This window comes from Klebsiella sp. 141153, from assembly GCF_032601995.1.
Lineage (GTDB): Bacteria > Pseudomonadota > Gammaproteobacteria > Enterobacterales > Enterobacteriaceae > Klebsiella > Klebsiella aerogenes.
Genome location: NZ_JAQIRJ010000003.1, coordinates 77,644 through 100,396, shown reverse-complemented (window position 1 = coordinate 100,396; position 22,753 = coordinate 77,644). Strand labels below are relative to the sequence as shown.

The window sequence follows — 22,753 nt, the reverse complement described above, 5'->3', positions numbered from 1 at the left end:
ACCGACGAAAAAGCTTAACGCTTAATAATTTGTGACACGTCGTCGCGGTTGATCTGCATTTTATTGCCTTGCTGATCTTCGTAGCTTATCAAACCGGTGTCATCGTCAACCGCCGGTTTACCGTCGGTAAGAATCATACGTCCGTCTTTTGTCGCCATGACATAATCGCTGCTGCAACCGGAAACCGAGAACGCCAGTCCTACGGCGGAAATCAATACTGCCCATTTTTTCATCGTCATTACCTCTCTTATGGCCGCACCTCGTACCAGTATATTAATAGCCTGATTTGTGAGACATAAAAAGCAGTAAAGTCTTAAAAAGGATTGCAGCCCGCTTCCGGACTGCAATTTTGTGGCTTACAGCGGGTTTTTCTTATTGCGCATCAGGTTGAGGGTTTCGACCGCAATAGAGAAGAACATCGCGAAGTAGATGTAGCCTTTTGGTACATGCACATCGAAGCTCTCCAGCATCAGCGTGAAGCCGACCAGGATCAGAAACGACAACGCCAACATTTTGACCGACGGATGACGGTCAACGAAGTCGCCGATCGGACGTGCGGCAAACATCATCACCCCAACCGCAATCACCACCGCGGCCATCATAATAAACAGATGATCGGAGAGGCCGACGGCGGTAATGACTGAATCAAGGCTGAAGATGATATCCAGCAGCATGATCTGCACGATGGCGCCAAAGAAGGAGTGGACGTTGGTTTTAAGACCTTCTTCCTCGCCTTCAATCGATTCGTGGATCTCTTTACTCGCTTTCCAGATCAGGAACAGGCCGCCGAGCAGCAGGATCAGGTCGCGAAACGAGATCTCCTGACCAAATACGGTGAAGAGCGGGTTGGTGAGCTTAACGACCCAGGCGATAGACGCCAGCAGGCCGAGACGCATCAGCATGGCTCCCATTAACCCGATGCGCCGCGCATGGGCGCGTTGGGCGGTGGGAAGCTTAGCAACAACCAGAGAGAGAAAAATAATATTATCGATCCCGAGAACGATCTCCAGCAGCGTCAGCGTGCCGAGCGCCAGCCAGGCGTTAGGATCGGTTATCCATGCAAATAACATTGTTCAAAGTCCTGCAAAAAATAAAGTGGTAATTATATGCAGGCGTTATGGCAGAACAAAAAATTATTCATGACCTAATAGAAAATGACGCGCCAGCAGCGCGGCGGTGAAGTTCTTTTTCAGATAAAAGCCGCGCGGCAGGGTGAGGATCGGCTCGCCGTGGGCGCCGATCGCTTCCGTTAGCGCCTTGCTGTTGGCCGCCTTTGGGCGTAGTTGCAGCACCTCGCCGTGGCGGGCGGTGATTCGTTCAACCTGGCCAAGCACGATAAGATCCATCAACTCTTCCCAATCCATGCGTAGCTGGCGATCTTCTTCCTCGTCTGGCGTCCACAATAGCGGCGCGCCGACGCGGCGTTCCGCGAGCGGGATCTCGCGTTCGCCTTCTACCGGGATCCACAGCACGCGCTGTAGCTTATGCCGCACGTGGCTGCTTTCCCAGGTCACGCCGCTATTGCCGGTTAGCGGCGCCACGCAAACAAACGTGGTCTCCAGCGGACGCCCCTGGCGGTCGATGGGGATAGTTTTCAGCTCCACGCCTAAGGCGGCGAAATCCTGCTCGGGTTTGCTTCCGGCGCTGGCGCCCAGCCAAATCTCCAGCAGGATGCCAATCCAGCCTTTGTCGCGTTTCAAATCGCGGGGAATGGGGATCCCCGCCAGCGCCGCCAGTTCACCCAGTGAATAACCCGCCAGCCGCTGGGCCTGAGCAAGAAGTTGCTCCTGACTTTGCGGCGGAGCGGTAAGCGGAGCGATGGCTGACATGATGGAAAACCTCTGGTTAAAAAGTGAGCGCTATTTTTTTGCGTTGTGGATAGAGTTTACCTTTTTATGGGTAACTATACCAATGTGATGATTTATATATGTTTTTTGTCCCATTTTTCCGCTTGTGAAAACAGTGAAAACGGGTTTTCCAGAACTGGTCACTGACAATGAACAGGATCTTACACCATGTTATCCACAGAAAAATGGGATAACTGGGGAAAAGCCTCACTACTGGTTCGATTTACAGCCTTGACGTGCGACGAAAATCGAATTTTTAGACAAAATGTGCCCGACGAGTGTGCTTTATCTGTGGATAAAAGCGGCATTGTTCGATCTTTCATCAGTTGCCGGATCGCATATGTGATGATCATCACGTTATGCTGTAATTTGTTGGCGTGAACTATGATAACTTAATGAATAATATGTCATTATTAAAAAGCCCTATCTCTACGTCGTTCGGACTACTCTGGGTTTTCCCTGGTTAATTCCGTACTTCTTCACAACTCTATCCACAGAAAAAGTGAATAAAATGGCCCGGGGATGGCGTTCACTGTTTATAACTCGGGTGATTACTGTGAGTTATTCAAATGTTATTCGTTATCACGCCACACAGAGAGTGGTTTACCGTTTCCAACGAGTGTGAAACAATCATTCACATTGAAGCTTATTTTGAGGTAGTCCGGTGATTGATGACGATGGCTACCGCCCAAATGTCGGCATTGTAATCTGTAACCGCCAGGGCCAGGTGATGTGGGCCCGGCGCTATGGTCAGCACTCGTGGCAGTTCCCGCAAGGGGGCATTAATCCAGGCGAGTCCGCCGAGCAGGCAATGTATCGGGAATTGTTCGAAGAGGTTGGGTTAAGCCGCAAAGATGTGCGGATCCTGGCCTCAACCCGTAACTGGCTGCGTTACAAGCTGCCTAAACGTTTGGTGCGTTGGGACACAAAGCCGGTTTGTATCGGTCAGAAGCAGAAGTGGTTTCTTCTACAACTGGTCGGCAGCGATACGGCTATTAATATGCAAACCAGCAGTACACCTGAGTTTGATGGCTGGCGATGGGTAAGTTACTGGTACCCGGTTCGTCAGGTGGTGTCGTTTAAGCGCGACGTTTACCGCCGGGTGATGAAAGAGTTCGCGGGCGTCACCATGTCGCTTGCTGAAACCACACCAAAGCCGCAAAGCGCGCCTGCTTATCGACGTAAAAGAGGTTAAGCCACGCACATTATGCTCACTCGGTTGCGAGAAATAGTCGAGAAGGTCGCCAGCGCGCCGCGTTTAAACGAGGCGCTGGATATCCTGGTGACGGATGTCTGTAAAGCGATGGAAACGGAAGTTTGTTCGGTTTATCTGGCTGACAACGATCGACGCTGCTATTACCTGATGGCCACGCGCGGGCTGAAAAAACCTCGCGGACGTACGGTCGCACTCGCATTTGATGAAGGTCTGGTGGGTCTGGTGGGGCGACTGGCCGAGCCGATCAACCTGGCCGATGCGCAAAAGCATCCCAGCTTTAAATACATCCCGGCTGTGAAGGAGGAGCGTTTCCGCGCCTTCCTTGGCGTGCCGATCATCCAGCGGCGTCAGCTGCTGGGTGTGCTGGTAGTCCAGCAGCGTGAGCTGCGCCAGTTCGATGAAAGCGAAGAGTCCTTCCTTGTCACCCTCGCCACCCAGATGGCGGCGATTCTCTCCCAATCGCAGCTGAATGCGCTGTTTGGGCAGTATCGACAGACCCGCATCCGCGCGCTGCCGGCATCATCCGGGGTAGCGATTGCCGAAGGCTGGATGGATGCCAGCCTGCCATTGATGGAGCAGGTCTACGAGGCCTCGACGCTGGATACCGCTTCCGAGCGCGAACGTCTCACCGGCGCGCTGGAAGAAGCGGCGAATGAGTTTCGTCGCTACAGCAAACGCTACGCCGCCGGGGCGCAAAAAGAGACGGCGGCTATTTTTGACCTCTATTCGCACCTGCTATCCGATGCGCGCCTGCGCCGTGAGCTATTCGATGAAGTCGACAAAGGCTCCGTCGCCGAATGGGCGGTGAAAAAGGTCATTGAAAAATTTGCCGAGCAGTTTGCCGCGCTCAGCGATGGCTATCTGAAAGAGAGGGCGGGGGATTTACGTACTCTCGGGCAGCGGCTGTTGTTCCATCTCGACGACACCACCCAGGGGCCGAATACCTGGCCTGAGCGCATTATCCTGGTGGCTGACGAACTGTCGGCTACCACGCTTGCGGAAGTGCCGCAGGACCGCTTAGTCGGGGTGGTGGTGCGCGACGGCGCGGCCAACTCCCACGCGGCGATCATGGTTCGCGCGCTGGGCATCCCGACGGTGATGGGCGCCGATATTCAGCCGTCGCTGCTGCATGGCCATATGCTGATCGTTGATGGTTATCGCGGCGATCTATTGGTCGATCCCGAACCCGTGCTGCTACAGGAGTATCAGCGGTTAATCAGCGAAGAGAACGAGCTGAGCCGGCTGGCGGAAGACGATCTCGAACGCGCTTCCGAGCTGAAAAGCGGCGAGCGGGTAAAAGTGATGCTCAACGCCGGTCTGAGCCCGGAGCATGAAGAGAAGCTCGGCAGCTTTATCGATGGTATCGGGCTTTACCGCACCGAAATTCCGTTTATGTTACAGAGCGGCTTCCCCTCCGAAGAGGAGCAGGTCGCCCAGTATCAGGGCATGCTACAGATGTTTAACAGCAAGCCCGTGACCCTGCGTACGCTGGATATCGGCGCCGATAAGCAACTGCCGTATATGCCGATTAGCGAAGAGAACCCGTGCCTTGGCTGGCGCGGGATCCGTATTACGCTCGATCAGCCGGAGATCTTCTTGATCCAGGTGCGCGCCATGCTGCGTGCCAATGCCGCCACCGGCAACCTCAGCATACTGCTGCCGATGGTCACCAGCCTCGAAGAAGTTGACGAAGCCCGCCGCCTGATTGAGCGCGCCAGCCGTGAAGTCGAAGAGATGATTGGCTATGCGATTCCCCGCCCGCGCCTTGGGGTGATGCTGGAAGTGCCGTCTATGGTCTTTATGCTGCCGCAGTTGGCGAACCGCATCGACTTCATCTCGGTCGGCACCAACGACCTGACGCAATACATCCTCGCGGTCGACCGCAACAATACCCGCGTCGCCAATATGTACGACTGTCTGCATCCTGCTGTATTGCGGGCGCTGGCGATGATCGCCCATGATGCCGAGCGTTTTGGTATCGATCTGCGCCTGTGCGGTGAAATGGCCGGCGACCCGATGTGCGTCACCATCCTGGTGGGCCTCGGTTATCGCCATTTGTCGATGAACGGTCGTTCGGTAGCGCGCGTGAAATATCTGCTACGCCGTATCGATATCGAAGAAGCGCAGGAGCTGTCGCGGCGCAGTCTGGAAGCGCAGATGACCACCGAAGTGCGCCACCAGGTGGCGGCGTTTATGGAGCGCCGCGGTCTCGGCGGCCTGATCCGCGGCGGACGGTAACGTAGATACTGTTATCGGTTTGCAACTTTTTAATGGTTTTTCCCGGACGAGGCGCGTTGCGCCTTCTCCGGGCTACCAAATCGTATCGTGCTGTAGCCCCGGTAAGCGGCAGCGCCACCGGGGGATTTTGAGGCCACCAACACCGGCAGTTTCAGTAGCCATGGGGACAAGGTAGAGATCTTAAGCTCGCAATGGCACGGACCGTAGGTCGGGTAAGGCGTAAGCCGCCACCCGACAAAAAAACGGCACCGCGAGTAGTGAGCCCGGGAAAAACCGCACTCTGTTAGCATCCGTATACATATCTTTTACACGTTCGGCGCGGATCGCACTACATGCTTATGCTATCATTCGCCTCCTTCGGAGTGCCCGTTTTATGCGGGCACGGATCATCACCGCTGTCCACTTTCGGCGGAATAACAAGTCTTTATGGTGACAGATGAATAGTGGCTACCTGCATTTTCCGGAGTTCGATCCGGTAATATTTTCCATTGGACCGGTCTCTCTCCACTGGTACGGCTTAATGTACCTGGTTGGTTTCGTCTTTGCGATGTGGCTGGCCACCCGTCGGGCTAATCGTCCGGGCAGCGGCTGGACGAAAAATGAAGTGGAAAACCTGCTCTACGCGGGCTTCCTCGGCGTATTCCTCGGCGGCCGTATCGGCTATGTGATGTTCTACAACCTGCCGGTCTTCCTTAGCGACCCGCTATATCTGTTCCGCGTCTGGGATGGCGGCATGTCGTTCCACGGCGGCCTGATCGGCGTGATTCTGGTGATGATTATCTTCGCCAAACGCACCAAGCGCACCTTCTTCCAGGTTTCCGACTTCATCGCGCCGCTGATCCCGTTTGGCCTCGGCGCCGGGCGTCTGGGCAACTTTATCAACGGCGAGCTGTGGGGCCGCGTTGACCCGAACTTCCACTACGCGATGATTTTCCCGGGCTCGCGCGCTGAGGACCTGGCGCTGCTGCCGTCGCATCCGGAATGGCAATCATTATTCGATACCTACGGCGCGCTGCCGCGTCATGCCTCGCAGCTTTATGAGCTGGCGCTGGAAGGCGTGGTGCTGTTCCTGATCCTGAATCTGTTTATCCGTAAACCGCGCCCGACCGGTTCCGTTTCCGGCCTGTTCCTGATTGGCTACGGCCTGTTCCGCATTATCGTGGAATTCTTCCGCCAGCCGGACGCGCAGTTTACCGGCGGCTGGGTGCAGTACATCAGCATGGGGCAGATTCTTTCGATCCCGATGGTGCTTGCGGGTATCATTATGATGGTTTGGGCTTATCGTCACCGTCCGCAGCAACAAAACTCTTGAGGAACCATGAAACAGTATCTTGATTTGATGCAGAAAGTGCTCGCCGAGGGCACGCCAAAAAATGACCGCACCGGTACTGGCACGATCTCTATCTTCGGCCATCAGATGCGTTTTAACCTGCAGGAAGGCTTCCCGCTGGTGACCACCAAGCGCTGTCATTTACGCTCCATCATCCATGAACTGCTGTGGTTCCTGCAGGGCGACACCAACATTGCCTATCTGCACGAAAATAACGTCACCATCTGGGACGAGTGGGCGGATGAGAATGGCGATCTGGGGCCGGTTTACGGCAAACAGTGGCGTTCCTGGCCTGCGCCGGACGGCCGCCATATCGACCAGATCGGCACGGTCATGGAACAGCTGAAAAATGACCCGGATTCCCGCCGCATCATCGTGTCGGCGTGGAACGTCGGCGAGCTGGATAAAATGGCGCTGGCGCCGTGCCATGCGTTCTTCCAGTTCTACGTCGCCGACGGCAAGCTCTCCTGCCAGCTGTATCAGCGCTCCTGCGACGTGTTCCTCGGCCTGCCGTTCAACATCGCCAGCTATGCGCTGCTGGTGCATATGGTGGCGCAGCAGTGCGATCTGCAAGTGGGCGACTTTGTCTGGACCGGCGGCGACACTCACCTGTACAGCAATCACCTGGAGCAGACTAACCTGCAGCTGAGCCGCGAACCGCGTCCGCTGCCGAAGCTGGTCATAAAACGCAAACCGGCGTCGATTTTCGACTACCGCTTTGAAGACTTCGAAATCGAAGGCTATGACCCGCATCCGGGAATTAAAGCGCCTGTGGCGATTTAACCTCTCTGTAGTGATGACAAACCGGCGCCACCAGCGCCGGTTTTTTTTGCCCTCCGCAAAATTTTGCGAGCCGGATTCCTGCCGTCGTTCAACATCCTGCAACCGCCAAATATTTTCCCGAGCCGCGACGCGAACCGTAGATTTACCATTCGAATTGACACTCAGAGCAACGCATACTCGGCGCCATGAACAGACAGCATGGCTACACCCTAATTGAAATGCTGGTCACCATGATGCTGGTGGTCATCCTCAGCGCCAGCGGTATGTACGGCTGGCAGCGCTGGCAACAGCAACAGCGCCTGTGGCAGGTCGCCTGTCAGGTGCGCGATTATCTCGTGCTGCTGCGCGATGACGCTAACTGGCACAACCGCGATCGCATCATTAACGTCGGACATTCGCCCGCAGGCTGGTGTCTGGGCGTAAGCGGCGTGGAAGCGGACTGTCACGCGAAAACGCCTTTTACCCTGCAGCCGCTGTGGCCGGGAATTACGCTGCAACATTTGACGGCAGGCATCGGTTTTTACGGCCTGCGCAACAGCGCCTGGGCCGGGCATATCCTGCTGCAAAGCGAGGTCGGGTCGTGGCGGATCGTTGTCTCTAACTGGGGGCGCATACGCCTGTGCCGGGAAGGAGAGGAATTATGCCAGTAGCAGTGCGCGGCTTTTCGCTCATTGAAACGCTAATCGCTATGGCGATAGGCTCTGTGTTACTGCTGGGGGCCGCTCGTTTCCTTCCGGCGCTACAGCGCCAGATTCTTCGCCAAACGCAGCAGCAGGCGCTGGAAAACGAACTATGGCAGCGGGTCTATGCGTTAGCCAAACACCTGCAGCGAGCCGGATATTGCGCGGGTCACTGTAATGGTCAGGCGCTGGCGATAGCCGACGGCGGACAGTGCGTCATCGTTCGCTGGGATGGTAACAGTAACGGCACTTGGGATTTGGCGCCGGAGGCCGATGCCGATTCTACCGGTTTTCGCCTGCGCGACGGAGCGCTGGAAACGCGGCGCGGCGTTACTGACTGCGGCGGAAAAAATTGGGAGAAAATGACTAATCCCGCCGCTATCACGGTCACGCGCTTTCACGTTGAGCGGCAGGCGGTAAGCGGGTTTTCTCCTGAACTTATCGTTACCCTGGGGGAGCAGGCGCAATCGGACTCGCGTATTTCCGCCGAGGCGCAATATCAGGTAACGGGGTTCAACCTGTGAAACGCCAGCGCGGAGTTTCATCACTGCTGATGGTGCTGCTGCTACTGGCGCTGGGCAGCCTGTTATTGCAGGGGATGAATCAGCAGCAGCGATCGCTGCTGGCGCAGGTGAGCGCCGAAACCCAGGCAATTCGCGATACGGCCGCCGCGCAGTCGGCGCTGCAATGGGGCAAAGGGGTGAACTGGCCGCTGCAGAGCGCAGTTGCGTGTCAACAGGAAAACAGCCAACGCTGGCGCGCGTGTCTGCGGCTTTTTAATGATGGCCGCGCGCTACTTATCGCCGGCAGCGGCACGATACAGCTGTGGCAGTCAGCGTCGATTGAGCAGGGCAAGCTGCGGTATTTAGCGCATGGCTGGAGCGACTTTTGCCCGTTGAAGGAGAGTGCGTTATGCCTGATGCCGTAGCGCGCCAGCGCGGTTTTAGTCTGGCGGAGACATTATTAGCGATGGCGCTGTTAATCACGACCATCACGGCGCTTGGCGGCTATCATCGCGGGCTGGCCAGCGGCGCCGCTCAATTGAACGCCTATCGCCAGCAGTGGCGCGACGCGTGGCGCTTGAGCCTGCTTGTTCCTTCGGCGCAGCCCTATAAAGGACAAATAAGCCGCGTGCAGACATCGAGGCAAAGTTGTGTCAGCATCACGGTAACGATCACCATGCCCGCCGCTAAGCGGGTGCAGATGACCCGGCTACATTGCCCGGTAAATCAGTAGTCAGGAGCGAATATGTTAAGGGTGTACCACTCAAACCGTCTGGATGTGCTTGAAGCGCTGATGGAGTTTATCGTCGAGCGCCAGCGGCTGGATGACCCTTTCATGCCGGAAATGGTGCTGGTGCAAAGTACCGGTATGGCGCAATGGTTGCAGATGACGCTGGCGAAGCGCTTCGGCATTGCGGCGAATATCGAGTTTCCGCTGCCTGCCAGCTTTATCTGGGACATGTTCGTTCGCGTGCTTGACGATATTCCCGGCGAGAGCGCCTTCAGTAAACAGAGCATGAGCTGGAAGCTGATGACCCTGCTGCCGCAGTATCTCGACGATGAAGCCTTCGCGCTGTTGCGCCACTATCTGAGCGATGATAGCGACAAACGTAAGCTGTTCCAGCTGGCCGCGCGGGTAGCCGATCTGTATGACCAGTATCTGGTCTATCGCCCGGAGTGGCTGATGCGCTGGGAGGCCGATGAACGGGTTGAGGGGCTGGGCGACGCCCAGCAGTGGCAGGCGCCGCTGTGGAAAGCGTTAGTCGAATACACCGCGGAGCTGGGGCAACCGCTGTGGCACCGCGCCAATCTGTACCAGCGCTTTATCAGCGCGCTGGAAAACGCTGACCAACCGCCAGCCGGGCTGCCGTCGCGGGTCTTTATCTGCGGCATTTCGGCGCTGCCGCCGGTGTATTTGCAGGCCCTGCAGGCGCTGGGCAAGCATGTCGATGTCTATGTACTCTTCACTAACCCCTGTCGCTACTACTGGGGCGATATTAAAGATCCGGCGTTTCTTGCCAAACTGATGTCGCGCCAGCGCCGCCGCCACCGCGAGGCGCGCGAGCTGCCGCTGTTCCGCGACACTGAACAGGCGCCGGGATTGTTTAATGATGATGGCGAGCAGGATGTCGGAAATCCGCTGCTGGCCTCGTGGGGCAAGCTCGGGCGCGATTATATCTATCTGCTAGCCGGGCTGGAGCGTTATGAAGAGCTGGACGCCTTTGTCGATATCGCCCCCGATAACCTGCTGCATAACCTCCAGGCCGATATTCTTGAGCTGCGCAACGCCGCGGTGGCGGGGCGTACCGCGAAAGAGTTCGCCAGCAGTAAGAGCAAGCGCCCGCTGGCGATTGAAGACCGCAGCCTGGCTATCCACGTCTGCCATAGCCCGCAACGTGAAGTGGAAGTGCTGCACGACCGACTGCTGGCGATGCTGGAAGAAGACCCGGCGCTGACGCCGCGCGATATTATCGTGATGGTCGCCGATATCGACAGCTACAGTCCCTATATTCAGGCGGTCTTCGGCGCAGCGCGCGGCGAACGCTGGCTGCCGTGGGCGATTTCCGACCGTCGGGCGCGGGAATCGCACCCGGCGCTACAGGCGTTTATCACGTTGCTTTCTCTGCCGGACAGCCGCTTCGCCAGTGAAGATGTGCTGGCGCTGCTGGATGTGCCGGTACTGGCGGCGCGCTTCAATATTAATGAAGAGGGGTTGCGCTACCTGCGCCAGTGGGTCAATGAATCCGGCGTACGTTGGGGCATGGATGACGACAACGTGCGCGAAATGGATCTTCCGGCGACCGGCCAGCACACCTGGCGTTTTGGGTTAACGCGTATGCTGCTGGGGTATGCGATGGACAGCAGCCAGGGCGAGTGGCAGTCGGTGCTGCCCTATGATGAATCCAGCGGGCTGATTGCCGAACTGGTAGGGAATCTCGCGTCGTTACTGATGCAACTTAATCTGTGGCGCCGGGGTCTGGCGCAGGATCGCCCACTGGCAGAGTGGCTGCCGGTGTGCCGCGATTTGCTCACGGATTTCTTCCTGCCGGATAGCGACACCGAAGCGGCGCTGGCGCTGATTGAACAGCAATGGCAAGCCATCATCGATGGCGGTCTGGATGCGCAGTACGGGGCTGCCGTGCCGCTATCGCTGCTGCGCGATGAGCTGGCGCAGCGCCTCGATCAGCAGCGGATCAGCCAGCGTTTCCTGGCCGGGCCGGTGAATATCTGCACCCTGATGCCGATGCGCTCTATCCCTTTCAAGGTCGTCTGCCTGCTGGGGATGAACGATGGCGTCTACCCGCGTACACTCGCGCCGCTGGGCTTCGATTTAATGAGCCAAAAACCGCAGCGCGGCGACCGTAGCCGTCGCGATGATGACCGTTATCTGTTCCTGGAAGCGCTGATGTCGGCCGAACAGAAGCTATACATCAGCTACATCGGGCGCTCAATCCAGGATAACAGCGAGCGCTATCCTTCGGTGCTGGTACAGGAACTGGCGGACTATATCGGTCAGAGCCACTGCCTTGAAGGCGATGAAGCGCTGGACTGCGATGCCAGCGAACGCCGCGTTAAGGAGCACATTACCCATCTGCATACGCGTATGCCATTCGATGCCGCCAATTATCTGCCGGATGAAGATCAGAGCTATGCAAAAGAGTGGCTGGCCGCCGCCAGCCAGCAGGGAGAGGCGCATAGTGAATTTATCCAGCCGCTTGCGCCGCTCGATATCGACACGCTGCCGTTCGAACAGCTGTTACGCTTTTGGCAGCATCCGGTGCGCGCTTTCTTCCAGCAGCGTCTGCGGGTGAATTTCCGCTCTGAAGAGAGCGAGATCCCCGAAGATGAGCCTTTCGTGCTTGAAGGGCTAAGCCGTTACCAGTTGAACCAACAGTTGCTGAATACGCTGATCGAACAACAGGATGCGTCAGCGATGTATCGTCGTTTCCGTGCGGCGGGTGAGCTGCCCTTTGGCGCGTTTGGCGAACTGGCGTGGGAGGCGCAGCGTCAGGAAATGCAGAACCTGGCTGAGCGGGTTATCGCCAGTCGTCAACCCGCGCAAAGTATGGAGATCGACCTACAGTGCAACGGTATCAATCTCACTGGCTGGCTACAGCAGGTACAGCCGGATGGGCTATTACGCTGGCGACCGTCGCTGCTGAGCGTCTCTCAGGGCGTGCAACTTTGGCTGGAACATCTTGTCTATTGTGCTAGCGGCGGTCTCGGCGAAAGTCGCTTGTTCGTGCGCAAGGAAGGCGAATGGCGTTTCCCGCCGCTGGCGGCGGAGCAGGCGCAGACGTATCTGAATGAGCTGGTAGAAGGCTACCTGCAGGGGATGTCAAAACCGCTACTGCTGTTGCCGGAAAGCGGCGGCGCGTGGCTAAAAGCCTGTTACGACGCGGAAAAGGATGTCATGTTAATGGATGACGATACGCAACAAAAAGCCCGCAGTAAGTTCCTTCAGGCCTACGAAGGTAATATGGTGGTGAGCGGCGAAGGTGCCGATATCTGGTACCAGCGCCTGTGGCGCACTCTGGAGCCTGCGTACTATGAAGAGATTATCGCGCAGGCGCAGCGTTATCTGTTGCCGATATTTCGTTTCCATCAGTCCGAATAAAATTGTAATAGTATAAAAATTGCGCAGAAGAAGGTTGTTCATTTATTATGCGCATCGAATCACGGACTGATGTTGTAAATACCTTGAAGATGGCGTTTTGCCTGATGATGGGTATCCACGCTGATGCTATGCAGCGCGAAGTTTGTTAATGATGAGGTCCGTGAATGCCCCGCAGTTTATGGTTCAAAGTTCTTGTTGTAGTGGTCGCCCTTTGGGCGCCGTTAAGTCAGGCAGACACCGGATGGCAACCGATTCAGGAAACCATTCGTAAAAGCGAAAAAGATCCCCGTCAATATCAGGCCATTCGCCTGCAAAACGGCATGGTCGTGCTGCTGGTATCCGATCCGCAGGCGGTGAAATCGCTGTCGGCGCTGGTGGTGCCGGTGGGTTCATTACAGGATCCGGCCGATCATCAAGGGCTGGCGCACTATCTCGAGCATATGACCTTAATGGGCTCGCAGAAGTACCCGCAGCCTGACAGCCTTGCTGAATTTCTCAAAATGCACGGCGGCAGCCATAATGCCAGCACCGCGCCGTATCGCACCGCGTTCTACCTTGAAGTGGAAAATGACGCGCTCAACGGCGCCGTCGATCGGCTGGCTGATGCCATTGCCGCGCCGCTGCTGGATAAAAAATATGCCGAACGCGAACGTAACGCGGTCAACGCCGAATTGACCATGGCGCGCACCCGGGACGGGATGCGCATGGCGCAGGTGAGCGCTGAAACCATCAACCCTGCGCACCCGGCTTCACAATTTTCCGGCGGTAACCTCGATACGCTAAGCGATAAGCCTGGTAGCCCGGTGCTTGATGCGCTGCACGCTTTCCGCGACCGCTGGTACTCGGCAAACCTGATGAAGGCGGTCATCTACAGTAATAAGCCACTGCCTGAGTTGGCAAGCATTGCCGCCGCGACCTACGGGCGGGTGCCAAACCACGACATCAGCAAGCCGGAAATTACCGTACCGGTTGTGACCGATGCGCAGAAGGGCATTGTGATTCACTACGTGCCGGCGATGCCGCGCAAAGTTCTGCGCGTTGAGTTCCGCATTGATAACAACAGCGCTCAGTTCCGCAGCAAGACCGATGAGCTGGTGACCTATATGATCGGCAACCGCAGCCCCGGCACCTTATCCGACTGGCTGCAGAAGCAGGGGCTAGCGGAAGGGATTCGCGCGGATTCCGATCCGGCCGTCAACGGCAATAGCGGCGTGCTGGCCATCTCCGCTACTCTCACCGATAAAGGCCTGGCGCACCGCGATGAAGTTACCGCGGCAATCTTCAGCTACCTGAATTTGTTGCGTACTCAGGGTATTGATAAGCGCTACTTTGATGAGTTAGCCCACGTGCTGGAGCTCGATTTCCGCTATCCGTCGATTAACCGCGATATGGATTATGTGGAGTGGCTGGCCGATACCATGATTCGCGTGCCGGTAGAGCACGTACTGGACGTGGTTAATATCGCCGACCGCTATGATGCCCAGGCGATTAAAGACCGTCTGGCGATGATGACCCCGCAAAATGCGCGTATCTGGTACATCAGCCCGAATGAGCCGCACAACAAAACCGCTTATTTCGTCAATGCGCCTTACCAGGTTGATAAAATTAGCCCCCAGACCTTCGCCGACTGGCAGCAAAAATCTGCGGCCATCAAGCTGCAGCTGCCGGCGCTGAACCCGTATATTCCGGATGATTTCACGCTGATTAAGAGCGATAAGGCGTACCCGCATCCGGAGCTTATCGTCGATGAGCCGACGCTGCGTGTGGTGTATGCCCCCAGCCAGTACTTTGCCAGCGAACCGAAGGCCGACGTCTCTCTGGTGCTGCGTAACCCGCAGGCGATGGACAGCGCGCGCCGGCAGGTGATGTTCGCGCTGAATGATTATCTGGCCGGCATTGCGCTTGACCAGCTCAGCAACCAGGCCGCGGTAGGTGGAATCAGCTTCTCGACCGGCGCCAACAACGGTCTGATGGTTAACGCCAACGGCTATACCCAGCGCCTGCCGCAGCTCTTTACCGCGCTGCTGGACGGCTACTTTAGCTATACGCCGACCGAAGAGCAGCTTGAGCAGGCGAAGTCCTGGTATGCCCAGATGATGGATTCGGCGGACAAAGGCAAAGCCTATGACCAGGCGATTATGCCGATTCAGATGCTGTCGCAGGTACCCTATTTTGAGCGCAAAACGCGCCGCGCGCTGCTGCCGTCCATCACTCTGAAAGAGGTGATTAACTATCGCGATAACCTGAAAGCCAGGGGGCGGCCGGAGCTGCTGGTCATCGGTAACATGAGCGCCCGGCAGTCCACCGATCTGGCCCGCCAGATCCAAAAACAGCTTGGCGCCGATGGTAACGAGTGGTGTCGCAACAAAGACGTGCTGATCGACAGCAAGCAGCTGGCAATGTTTGAAAAAGCAGGCAGCAGCACCGACTCCGCGCTGGCGGCGGTTTTCGCGCCGCCAAACGTCGATGAATACAGCAGCATGGCCGCCAGTTCACTGTTGGGGCAGATTATTCAGCCCTGGTTCTACAACCAGTTACGTACTGAAGAACAACTCGGCTATGCGGTATTTGCCTTCTCAATGAATGTTGGCCGCCAGTGGGGGATGGGCTTCCTGCTACAGAGTAGCGATAAACAGCCTGCTTTCCTCTGGCAGCGCTTCCAGGCTTTCTTCCCGACGGCGGAAGCCAAACTGCGGGCGATGAAGCCGGAAGAGTTTGCCCAGATCCAGCAGGCGGCGATTAGCCAGATGCTGCAGGCGCCGCAAACGTTGAGCGAAGAAGCGTCAAAGCTGAGCAAAGATTTCGATCGCGGTAATATGCGCTTCGATTCACGTGATAAAGTAGTGGCTCAGATTAAACTGCTGACGCCGCAAAAACTTGCCGACTTCTTCCATCAGACGGTGGTGGATCCGCAAGGCATGGCACTGTTATCCCAGGTTTCCGGCAGCCAGAACGGCAAGGCGGAATACGCCGCCCCTGAAGGCGGCAAGGTATGGGAAAGCGTCAGCGCATTGCAGAAATCCTTACCCCTGATGCGAGAGAATGAATGACCGAAACCGCTGAGTCTCTTGACCCACTCCGCTTGCCCCTGACGGGCGAGCGGCTGATAGAAGCCTCCGCGGGCACCGGAAAAACTTTTACCATCGCCGCGCTATATCTCCGGCTGCTGCTGGGGCTGGGGGGCGAATCCGCTTTCCCCCGGCCGGTCAGCGTGGAAGAGCTGCTGGTGGTGACCTTTACCGAAGCGGCGACGGAAGAGCTGCGCGGGCGTATCCGTAGTAATATCCACGAGCTGCGGATTGCCTGCCTGCGCGAAAGCGCCAGCGATCCGCTCTACGTTTCTCTGCTTGCGGAAATTGCCGATAAAAACCAGGCGGCGCAAACGTTGTTGCTGGCGGAACGGCAAATGGACGAGGCCGCGGTCTTTACCATCCATGGTTTCTGTCAGCGAATGCTGAGCCTCAACGCCTTCGAGTCCGGCATGCTGTTTGAACAGCAACTGATCGAAGACGAATCCCGCCTGCGTTATCAGGCCTGCGCCGACTTCTGGCGTCGCCACTGCTATCCGCTGCCGCGCGATATCGCCGCCGTGATCCATGAACAATGGAAAGGGCCGCGCGATCTGCTCAAGGCTATAGACCGCTGGCTGCAGGGCGAAGCGCCGCAGCTAAAATCGCCGCCGCCCGCGGAAGAGACGCTGGCAAGCCGCCATCAGCAAATCCTGGAACGTATTAATGCGCTGAAGCAGCAGTGGCGGGAGCAGGTGGGTGAAATTGAAAACGTGCTGGAAAGCTCAGGGCTCGATCGCCGCAAGTTCAACCGCGGTAACCAGGGCAAGTGGCTCGAAAAGGTAAGCGCCTGGGCGCAGGAAGAAACGCTAAGTTATCAGCTGCCTGATGCGCTGGAAAAATTCTCGCAACCGTTCCTCATTGAGCGCACCAAAGACGGCGGCGAACCGCCGCTGCATCCGCTATTCAGCGCGGTAGAGGCGCTGCTTGCCTCACCGCTGACCTTAAACGATCTGGTTATCGCCAGGGCGATGGTCGAGATCCGCGAAGCGGTCGCCCGCGAAAAGCGGCGTCGAGGCGAACTGGGCTTTGACGACATGCTAAGCCGTCTTGACGACGCGCTACGCGGCGACAGCGGCGAAGCGTTGGCCAGCGCCATCCGCCAGCGTTTCCCGGTGGCGATGATCGATGAGTTCCAGGATACCGATCCGCAGCAGTATCGTATCTTCCGCCGCATCTGGCGTCGCCAGCCGGATACGGCTTTGCTGTTAATTGGCGACCCGAAACAGGCGATTTACGCCTTCCGCGGCGCCGATATTTTTACCTATATGAAAGCGCGCGGCGACGTTGCCGCCCACTATACGCTGGATACCAACTGGCGTTCGGCGCCGGGCATGGTACAGAGCGTTAATCGTCTGTTCGGCCTGAGTGATAATCCATTCATGTTCCGCGAGATCCCATTCTTGCCGGTGAAGCCAGCCGCTAAAAATCAGACGTTGCGCTTTACCATTGATGAGAAGCCGATCCCGGCGATGAACATGTGGTTAATGCCTGGCGAAGCCGTCGGTTCTGGCGATTATCAGTCCTTTATGGCGCAATTATGCGCGACGCAGATCCGCGACTGGCTCAGCGCCGGCCAGCAGGGACGCGCGCTGCTGTGGCGTGGCGAAAACGCTGAGCCGGTGCGCGCCTCCGATATCACCGTGCTGGTGCGTAACCGTCTCGAAGCGGCGCTTATTCGCGATGCGCTGCAGCTCTTGTCAATCCCGTCGGTCTATCTCTCAAACCGCGACAGCGTTTTTGAAACCCCGGAAGCGCAGGAATTACTGTGGGTTCTACAGGCGGTACTGGCGCCAGAGCGTGAAAACACGCTACGCAGCGCGCTGGCAACGTCGATGTTTGGCCTTAACGCGCAGGATATCGAAAACCTCAATCAGGATGAACGTGCCTGGGATGCGCTGGTAGAGGAGTTCAGTGAATACCGGCAGATCTGGCGCCAGCGCGGCGTAATGCCGATGCTGCGCGCGCTGATGGGGGCGCGTCATATTGCCGAAAACCTGCTGGCGACCCACGGCGGCGAACGCCGTTTGACCGATATTTTGCATATCAGCGAATTATTGCAAGAAGCAGCTAATCAGCTCGAAAGCGAGCACGCGCTGGTGCGCTGGCTGACGCAACATATCGCCGAACCGGACAGCAATGCTTCCAGCCAGCAGATGCGTCTGGAGAGCGATAAGCATCTGGTGCAAATCGTCACTATCCACAAATCAAAAGGACTGGAATATTCGCTGGTCTGGCTGCCATTTATCGCGCGCTTTCGTAAACAGGATCAGGCGTTTTATCACGACCGTGATTCCTTTGCCGCGGTACTCGACCTTGGAGAAGGGGAGAATAGCCTTGAGCTGGCGGAAGCCGAGCGCCTGGCGGAGGATTTACGCCTGTTGTACGTCGCCCTGACCCGCGCGGTGTGGCACTGCAGTCTCGGGGTTGCGCCGTTAAGTACCCGCCGTAGCGATAAACCTGGCAACAGCGATTTTCATCATAGCGCCCTCGGCCGTCTGCTGCAGGACGGCGAGCCGATGGACGCGGCGGGATTAACCGCGCGACTACAGGCATTGTGCAGTGATGATATTGCGCTATGCCTTCCCGATAGCATGGACCAGACGCCGTGGCAGGCGCCGGAAAACGCGCTGCCGCCGCTTTCGGCGCGGACCCTTGAACGCCAGGTTATGGACGACTGGCGGGTGACCAGCTATTCCGGCCTGCAGCAGCATGGTTCCAGCGCAGGTCAGGATCTGCTGCCGCGTCTTGATATCGACGCCGCGGGCGTGGGCGAGGTGGCGGAAGAGCCGCAGCTCACGCCTCATCAGTTCCCGCGCGGCGCGTCGCCGGGGACATTTCTGCATAGCCTATTTGAGGATCTCGATTTCAGTCAGCCGGTACCGGTTGACTGGATGGCGCAAAAACTACAGTTGCACGGTTTTGGCGAAGAGTGGGCGCCGGTGTTGAGCGAATGGCTGGACGGCGTGCTGCGAACACGCCTGCCGGGGGCAGAAATCGCCCTGAATCAGCTGGGCGCCCGGGATAAACAGGTGGAAATGGCCTTCTATCTACCGATTGAACAACCGCTGGATCCGCTGCAGTTGGACGCGCTGATCCGCCGCTATGATCCGCTCTCGGCTGATACCCCGGCGCTCGATTTCCGCCAGGTCCGCGGCATGCTGAAAGGGTTTATCGATCTGGTATTTCGTCACGATGGCCGCTATTACCTGCTGGATTACAAATCTAACTGGCTGGGAGAAGACCGCGAAGCTTACACCCAACAGGCGATGACCCAGGCGATGCGCCTGCATCGTTATGACCTGCAGTACCAGCTGTATAGCCTGGCGCTGCATCGCTATCTGCGTCACCGTATTGCCGATTATCACTACGAACGGCACTTTGGCGGCGTCATTTATCTCTTTTTACGCGGTATGGACGGGCAGGAAGGCGGGCAGGGGATCTTCACCACCCGCCCGGCGCAGCCGCTGATTGACGGCCTCGATGCGTTATTTGCCGGTGTTACTCAGGAGGTGGGCTCATGACCATGGATGAACTGCTGCTGGCCGCCGCCGAGCAGCGTCTGCTGCGGCCGCTGGACGTACAGTTTGCGCTGATGGTGGCGCAGGATGCCCCTCCGGCAGTGAAGCTGGCCGCCGCGCTGCTGAGCCGGGATGCCGGCGAGGGGCATGTCTGTCTGCCGCTGTCGCGCCTCAACGCTGAAGAAGCGCTAAGCGGCAAGGCCGGCGAGATCCGCGACCAGTTGCTGGCGATGGCCGGCGCGCCCCAGGACTGGCCTCAATTGTTGCTTTCTTCGTCAGCGGTGAGCCGCGGCGACGAACCGACGCCGATGATTTTATGCGGCGACAGGTTGTACCTGAACCGCATGTGGCGTAATGAACTCACCGTCGCCCGCTTCTTTAATGAGACGAACCGGGTGCTGGAGGTCGATGAAGGGCGGCTAACGGCAACCCTGAATGAACTCTTTCCGGCAACCGACGATATCGACTGGCAAAAAGTTGCCGCGGCGGTGGCGCTGACCCGGCGCATTTCGGTGATTTCCGGCGGCCCCGGCACCGGCAAGACCACCACCGTCGCGAAGCTGCTGGCGGCGCTGATTCAGATTAACGACACGCCGCGCTGTCGAATTCGGTTGGCGGCACCGACCGGTAAAGCGGCAGCGCGCCTGACAGAATCTCTGGGATCGGCGTTAAGAAAACTTCCGCTTAGCGAGGAGCAAAAAGCGCTGATTCCCGCCGATGCCAGTACCCTGCATCGCCTGCTGGGGGCGCAGCCCGGTAGTCAGCGCATGCGCTACCACGCTGGTAATCCGCTGCATCTGGATGTGCTGGTGGTCGATGAAGCGTCCATGATCGACCTACCGATGATGTCGCGCCTGATTGATGCTTTGCCGGAGCACGGGCGAGTGATCTTTCTTGGCGATCGCGATCAGCTTGCCTCCGTGGAAGCCGGGGCGGTGCTTGGCGATATCTGTGCCTGGGCGACATCCGGCTATACCGCGGCGCGAGCGCAAGAGCTGTCGCGGCTGACTGGCGCAACGGTGCCGGCGGGCGAGGGGCAGATGGCCGGAGCGCTGCGCGATAGTCTATGTCTGCTGCAAAAAAGCTACCGCTTTGGCAGTCACTCCGGCATTGGCAGCCTGGCGCGGGCGGTCAACGCCGGTGCGCGTGCGGACGTGAAAGCGACGTTACGCCAGCCGTTTGACGATATCGTTCTGCGGCCGCTCAGCACTACCGAGGAGTATGAAGCGATGCTGATGGCGGCACAGGAGGGCTACGGCCGTTATCTGCAACTGCGCCGCGAGCAGGCCGCGCCGGAACAGATGATTGCCGCCTTCGGCGAGTTTCAGCTGCTGTGCGCGCTGCGTGAAGGGCCTTATGGGGTAAGCGGCGTGAATGAACAGCTGGAGCAGATGCTCCACCGTAAGCGGGCGATAACGCTACCGCGCCATTCACGCTGGTACGATGGCCGTCCGGTGATGATTTCCCGGAACGATAGCGCGCTGGGGCTGTTTAACGGCGATATCGGCATTGCGCTGGAACGGGACGGCGACCTACGCGTATGGTTCCCGATGCCGGACGGCAGCATTAAATCGGTGCAGCCAAGCCGCCTGCCGGAACACGATACCGCATGGGCAATGACGGTGCATAAGTCGCAAGGGTCGGAGTTCGATCATGCGGCGCTGATCTTACCTTCTCGTAGCGTACCGCTAGTAACCCGCGAGCTGGTTTATACTGCGATAACCCGCGCCAAACGGCGCCTGTCGCTTTATGCCGACGAGCAGGTACTGGCGCAGGCCATCGTGACGCGGACCGAGCGGCGCAGCGGCCTGGCGGAGATTTTCGCTGCTCAGTGAAACCTGAATCTGCCGGGTTCAGTACCCGGCAGCTGATAGGCGGTAATTAAAGGCATAATCCACCGCGGTAGTATGGAACAGGTGGCAAAGATGTTTTGATTCGCGCAAAGAAAGGGGGATGGTTATCCTCATTAAATGAAATATAAAAGTAAACCTATCCAAACGACAGAAACGGAATTGATGGCAAAGAAACGTCCCATGGCGTTTTGTGCAACTGAGGGTGAAAATATATATGTGAAGGTTATGAAAATAATTGAAATGATAAGGTTAAACACAGAGAGCATGAAAGCAAAAATAGCCACCTCGAAAGCTGGTACAAACACGGTTCCTTTGTACGTACCATTCAGGTGCAGAATGAATAGCAGCAGCCAGGGATATATAGAGAGCGTAATAACAATGATGCTGGTATTACGGGTAAACCAGTTGACAGAATTATCCATAAATAGTCTATTTCCTTTTGTGGTCAGGCTGAATTGCCCATTAAATTGACCGTGCGGGAAAGAATCTAAGTATATCGAATGGGAGCATCGTATCCATCCTGGAAAGTGTGCGCTTCGGTCGCCAATCAATACCTACAGGTGTAAAGCCGTACTCCTGGCTCCAGTGAATGCAGCGGGTGGTCAGCACAAACGGCTTATTGAGTCCCATATGCTACGCCTGAGAGCTGTCTGGCGGAAATCTTCGCCGGACTCGGGCTGGGCTGAATACGCTCTTTACCTCTGATTAATAAGCAAATAAAAGTAGCAGCCAGAGCAGAGAAATAGAGTTCATGGCCAAAAAATAGGTTACATAGCTTTTTGGAGTCTGTGAGGTTGATATATCAGCAATAACAATAATTACTACTGAAATAATAAGGTTGACGATAGATAAAATAACAAATAAAAAGACCGTCATAAGGCCTGCGGCAAAGGCAGCATAGGCTGGTCCACTGCTCATCATGGTTAAAAGCAGTAAGACCCAAGGGTAAATCGAAATCACGGTAGTAATTTTCTTGATGTTTTTAGTAATTGCGTTGGTTTTCTTTTTCATTGTTAACCTTTATTTTTCGGACGGCTCTCTAATAGAATTGACTATGGCGTTCTACCCGGGTTTATTTAATGTGCTATTGAATCTATGCAAAATAAATATATGTCGTAATTTGCTGTTAAATATAAAGGTATAGCCAGAGTGGTGACATGGTATTCATTGCGCAGAAATAGATTTTTAGCTTTCTTGGTTTTAGCAATGTAAAAACGCTCATGCATCCAATAGTGATAAGCGAAAGCGCAAGGTTAATAATAGATAATACGGTGATGGGAACCAGTAGATGTAATCCATCTTCCGTAAAATTGTAGGGCACGAGGCTGTGTTTAATATGTGTAATCAATATTATTAACCATGGGTATATAGCAATGATGGAAACAACCGTCTGAGATCTATTAATAATCCAGCTATCAGATTTATGCATTATTCATCATGCTTATCAATAATGTGTTGTTTTTTTATTCTTTAGGAAGGAGCATAGCGTTGATGCAGTGATAAAGATATACCTCGGCATTAAACCAGGAATAAAGCCCGGATGCTGAATATTTGTCACTGATGCGGCGGTGATAGAACAAAATTACTATCCTGAAGG

General features: G+C 56.5%; 18 protein-coding genes. 12 read left to right on the top strand and 6 right to left on the bottom strand.

Annotation, left to right across the window (positions count from 1 at the left end; all coding sequences use genetic code 11):
* Nucleotides 1-14 precede the first annotated feature (14 nt).
* From PGS10_RS06325 to PGS10_RS06310, 4 genes are all read right to left on the bottom strand, one after another.
* The gene (locus PGS10_RS06325; RefSeq protein WP_004867116.1) at nt 15-233 is read right to left on the bottom strand and encodes a YgdI/YgdR family lipoprotein; all 219 of its coding nucleotides are present in this window, start codon (nt 231-233) and stop codon (nt 15-17) included.
* A gap of 123 nt (nt 234-356) precedes the next feature.
* Nucleotides 357-1,070, bottom strand: a complete 714-nt coding sequence (locus PGS10_RS06320; protein WP_045396707.1) for a TerC family protein — start codon at nt 1,068-1,070, stop codon at nt 357-359.
* A gap of 63 nt (nt 1,071-1,133) precedes the next feature.
* On the bottom strand, nt 1,134-1,829 hold the full coding sequence (gene mutH, locus PGS10_RS06315; RefSeq protein WP_047044200.1) for a DNA mismatch repair endonuclease MutH: 696 nt from the start codon (nt 1,827-1,829) through the stop codon (nt 1,134-1,136).
* A 64-nt stretch (nt 1,830-1,893) separates the two neighbouring features.
* Nucleotides 1,894-2,058: a hypothetical protein gene (locus PGS10_RS06310; RefSeq protein ID WP_223683768.1), complete on the bottom strand. Its 165-nt coding sequence runs from the start codon at nt 2,056-2,058 to the stop codon at nt 1,894-1,896.
* 453 nt (nt 2,059-2,511) lie between these two features.
* Between PGS10_RS06310 and rppH the strand changes: the two genes are divergently transcribed.
* The 12 genes from rppH (at nt 2,512) to recD (ending at nt 21,138) form a co-directional block, all read left to right on the top strand.
* Nucleotides 2,512-3,042 carry an RNA pyrophosphohydrolase gene (gene rppH, locus PGS10_RS06305; protein WP_015703328.1) on the top strand — a complete coding sequence of 177 codons (531 nt, stop codon included), beginning with the start codon at nt 2,512-2,514 and terminating at the stop codon, nt 3,040-3,042.
* 12 nt (nt 3,043-3,054) lie between these two features.
* Entirely contained in the window at nt 3,055-5,301 is a 2,247-nt protein-coding gene (gene ptsP / locus PGS10_RS06300) for a phosphoenolpyruvate--protein phosphotransferase (RefSeq protein WP_015369927.1), read from the top strand.
* 436 nt (nt 5,302-5,737) lie between these two features.
* On the top strand, nt 5,738-6,613 hold the full coding sequence (gene lgt, locus PGS10_RS06295) for a prolipoprotein diacylglyceryl transferase (protein ID WP_015369928.1): 876 nt from the start codon (nt 5,738-5,740) through the stop codon (nt 6,611-6,613).
* 6 nt (nt 6,614-6,619) lie between these two features.
* Nucleotides 6,620-7,414, top strand: a complete 795-nt coding sequence (gene thyA / locus PGS10_RS06290) for a thymidylate synthase (protein WP_045398131.1) — start codon at nt 6,620-6,622, stop codon at nt 7,412-7,414.
* Nucleotides 7,415-7,599: 185 nt separating this feature from the next.
* A complete protein-coding gene (locus PGS10_RS06285; protein WP_063447528.1) occupies nt 7,600-8,064 on the top strand; it encodes a prepilin peptidase-dependent protein in 465 nt (154 codons plus the stop codon).
* The gene (locus PGS10_RS06280) at nt 8,055-8,618 is read left to right on the top strand and encodes a prepilin peptidase-dependent protein (protein ID WP_316422592.1); all 564 of its coding nucleotides are present in this window, start codon (nt 8,055-8,057) and stop codon (nt 8,616-8,618) included. Before PGS10_RS06285 ends, PGS10_RS06280 begins: the two co-directional genes overlap by 10 nt.
* On the top strand, nt 8,615-9,022 hold the full coding sequence (locus PGS10_RS06275) for a DUF2509 family protein (RefSeq protein WP_047065274.1): 408 nt from the start codon (nt 8,615-8,617) through the stop codon (nt 9,020-9,022). Before PGS10_RS06280 ends, PGS10_RS06275 begins: the two co-directional genes overlap by 4 nt.
* Nucleotides 9,007-9,330, top strand: coding sequence for a prepilin-type N-terminal cleavage/methylation domain-containing protein (locus PGS10_RS06270; RefSeq protein WP_316422591.1), 324 nt, complete (start codon nt 9,007-9,009; stop codon nt 9,328-9,330). Before PGS10_RS06275 ends, PGS10_RS06270 begins: the two co-directional genes overlap by 16 nt.
* 12 nt (nt 9,331-9,342) lie before the next feature.
* The gene (gene recC / locus PGS10_RS06265) at nt 9,343-12,714 is read left to right on the top strand and encodes an exodeoxyribonuclease V subunit gamma (protein WP_316422590.1); all 3,372 of its coding nucleotides are present in this window, start codon (nt 9,343-9,345) and stop codon (nt 12,712-12,714) included.
* Between the two features lie 164 nt (nt 12,715-12,878).
* Nucleotides 12,879-15,764, top strand: coding sequence for a pitrilysin (gene ptrA / locus PGS10_RS06260; RefSeq protein WP_047065271.1), 2,886 nt, complete (start codon nt 12,879-12,881; stop codon nt 15,762-15,764).
* Nucleotides 15,761-19,306 (top strand): exodeoxyribonuclease V subunit beta, encoded by a 3,546-nt coding sequence (recB, locus tag PGS10_RS06255; RefSeq protein ID WP_316422588.1) that lies wholly within the window; start codon nt 15,761-15,763, stop codon nt 19,304-19,306. Before ptrA ends, recB begins: the two co-directional genes overlap by 4 nt.
* Complete coding sequence (gene recD / locus PGS10_RS06250) at nt 19,303-21,138, top strand: exodeoxyribonuclease V subunit alpha (RefSeq protein ID WP_047078968.1); 1,836 nt, start codon at nt 19,303-19,305, stop codon at nt 21,136-21,138. Before recB ends, recD begins: the two co-directional genes overlap by 4 nt.
* Nucleotides 21,139-21,269: 131 nt before the next feature.
* On the opposite strand, the gene PGS10_RS06245 is transcribed toward recD, so the two are convergent.
* Both PGS10_RS06245 and PGS10_RS06240 read right to left on the bottom strand, forming a co-directional pair.
* Nucleotides 21,270-21,578: a hypothetical protein gene (locus PGS10_RS06245; protein WP_316422587.1), complete on the bottom strand. Its 309-nt coding sequence runs from the start codon at nt 21,576-21,578 to the stop codon at nt 21,270-21,272.
* A gap of 283 nt (nt 21,579-21,861) precedes the next feature.
* Nucleotides 21,862-22,167 carry a hypothetical protein gene (locus PGS10_RS06240; RefSeq protein ID WP_063416329.1) on the bottom strand — a complete coding sequence of 102 codons (306 nt, stop codon included), beginning with the start codon at nt 22,165-22,167 and terminating at the stop codon, nt 21,862-21,864.
* Between the last annotated feature and the right edge of the window lie 586 nt (nt 22,168-22,753).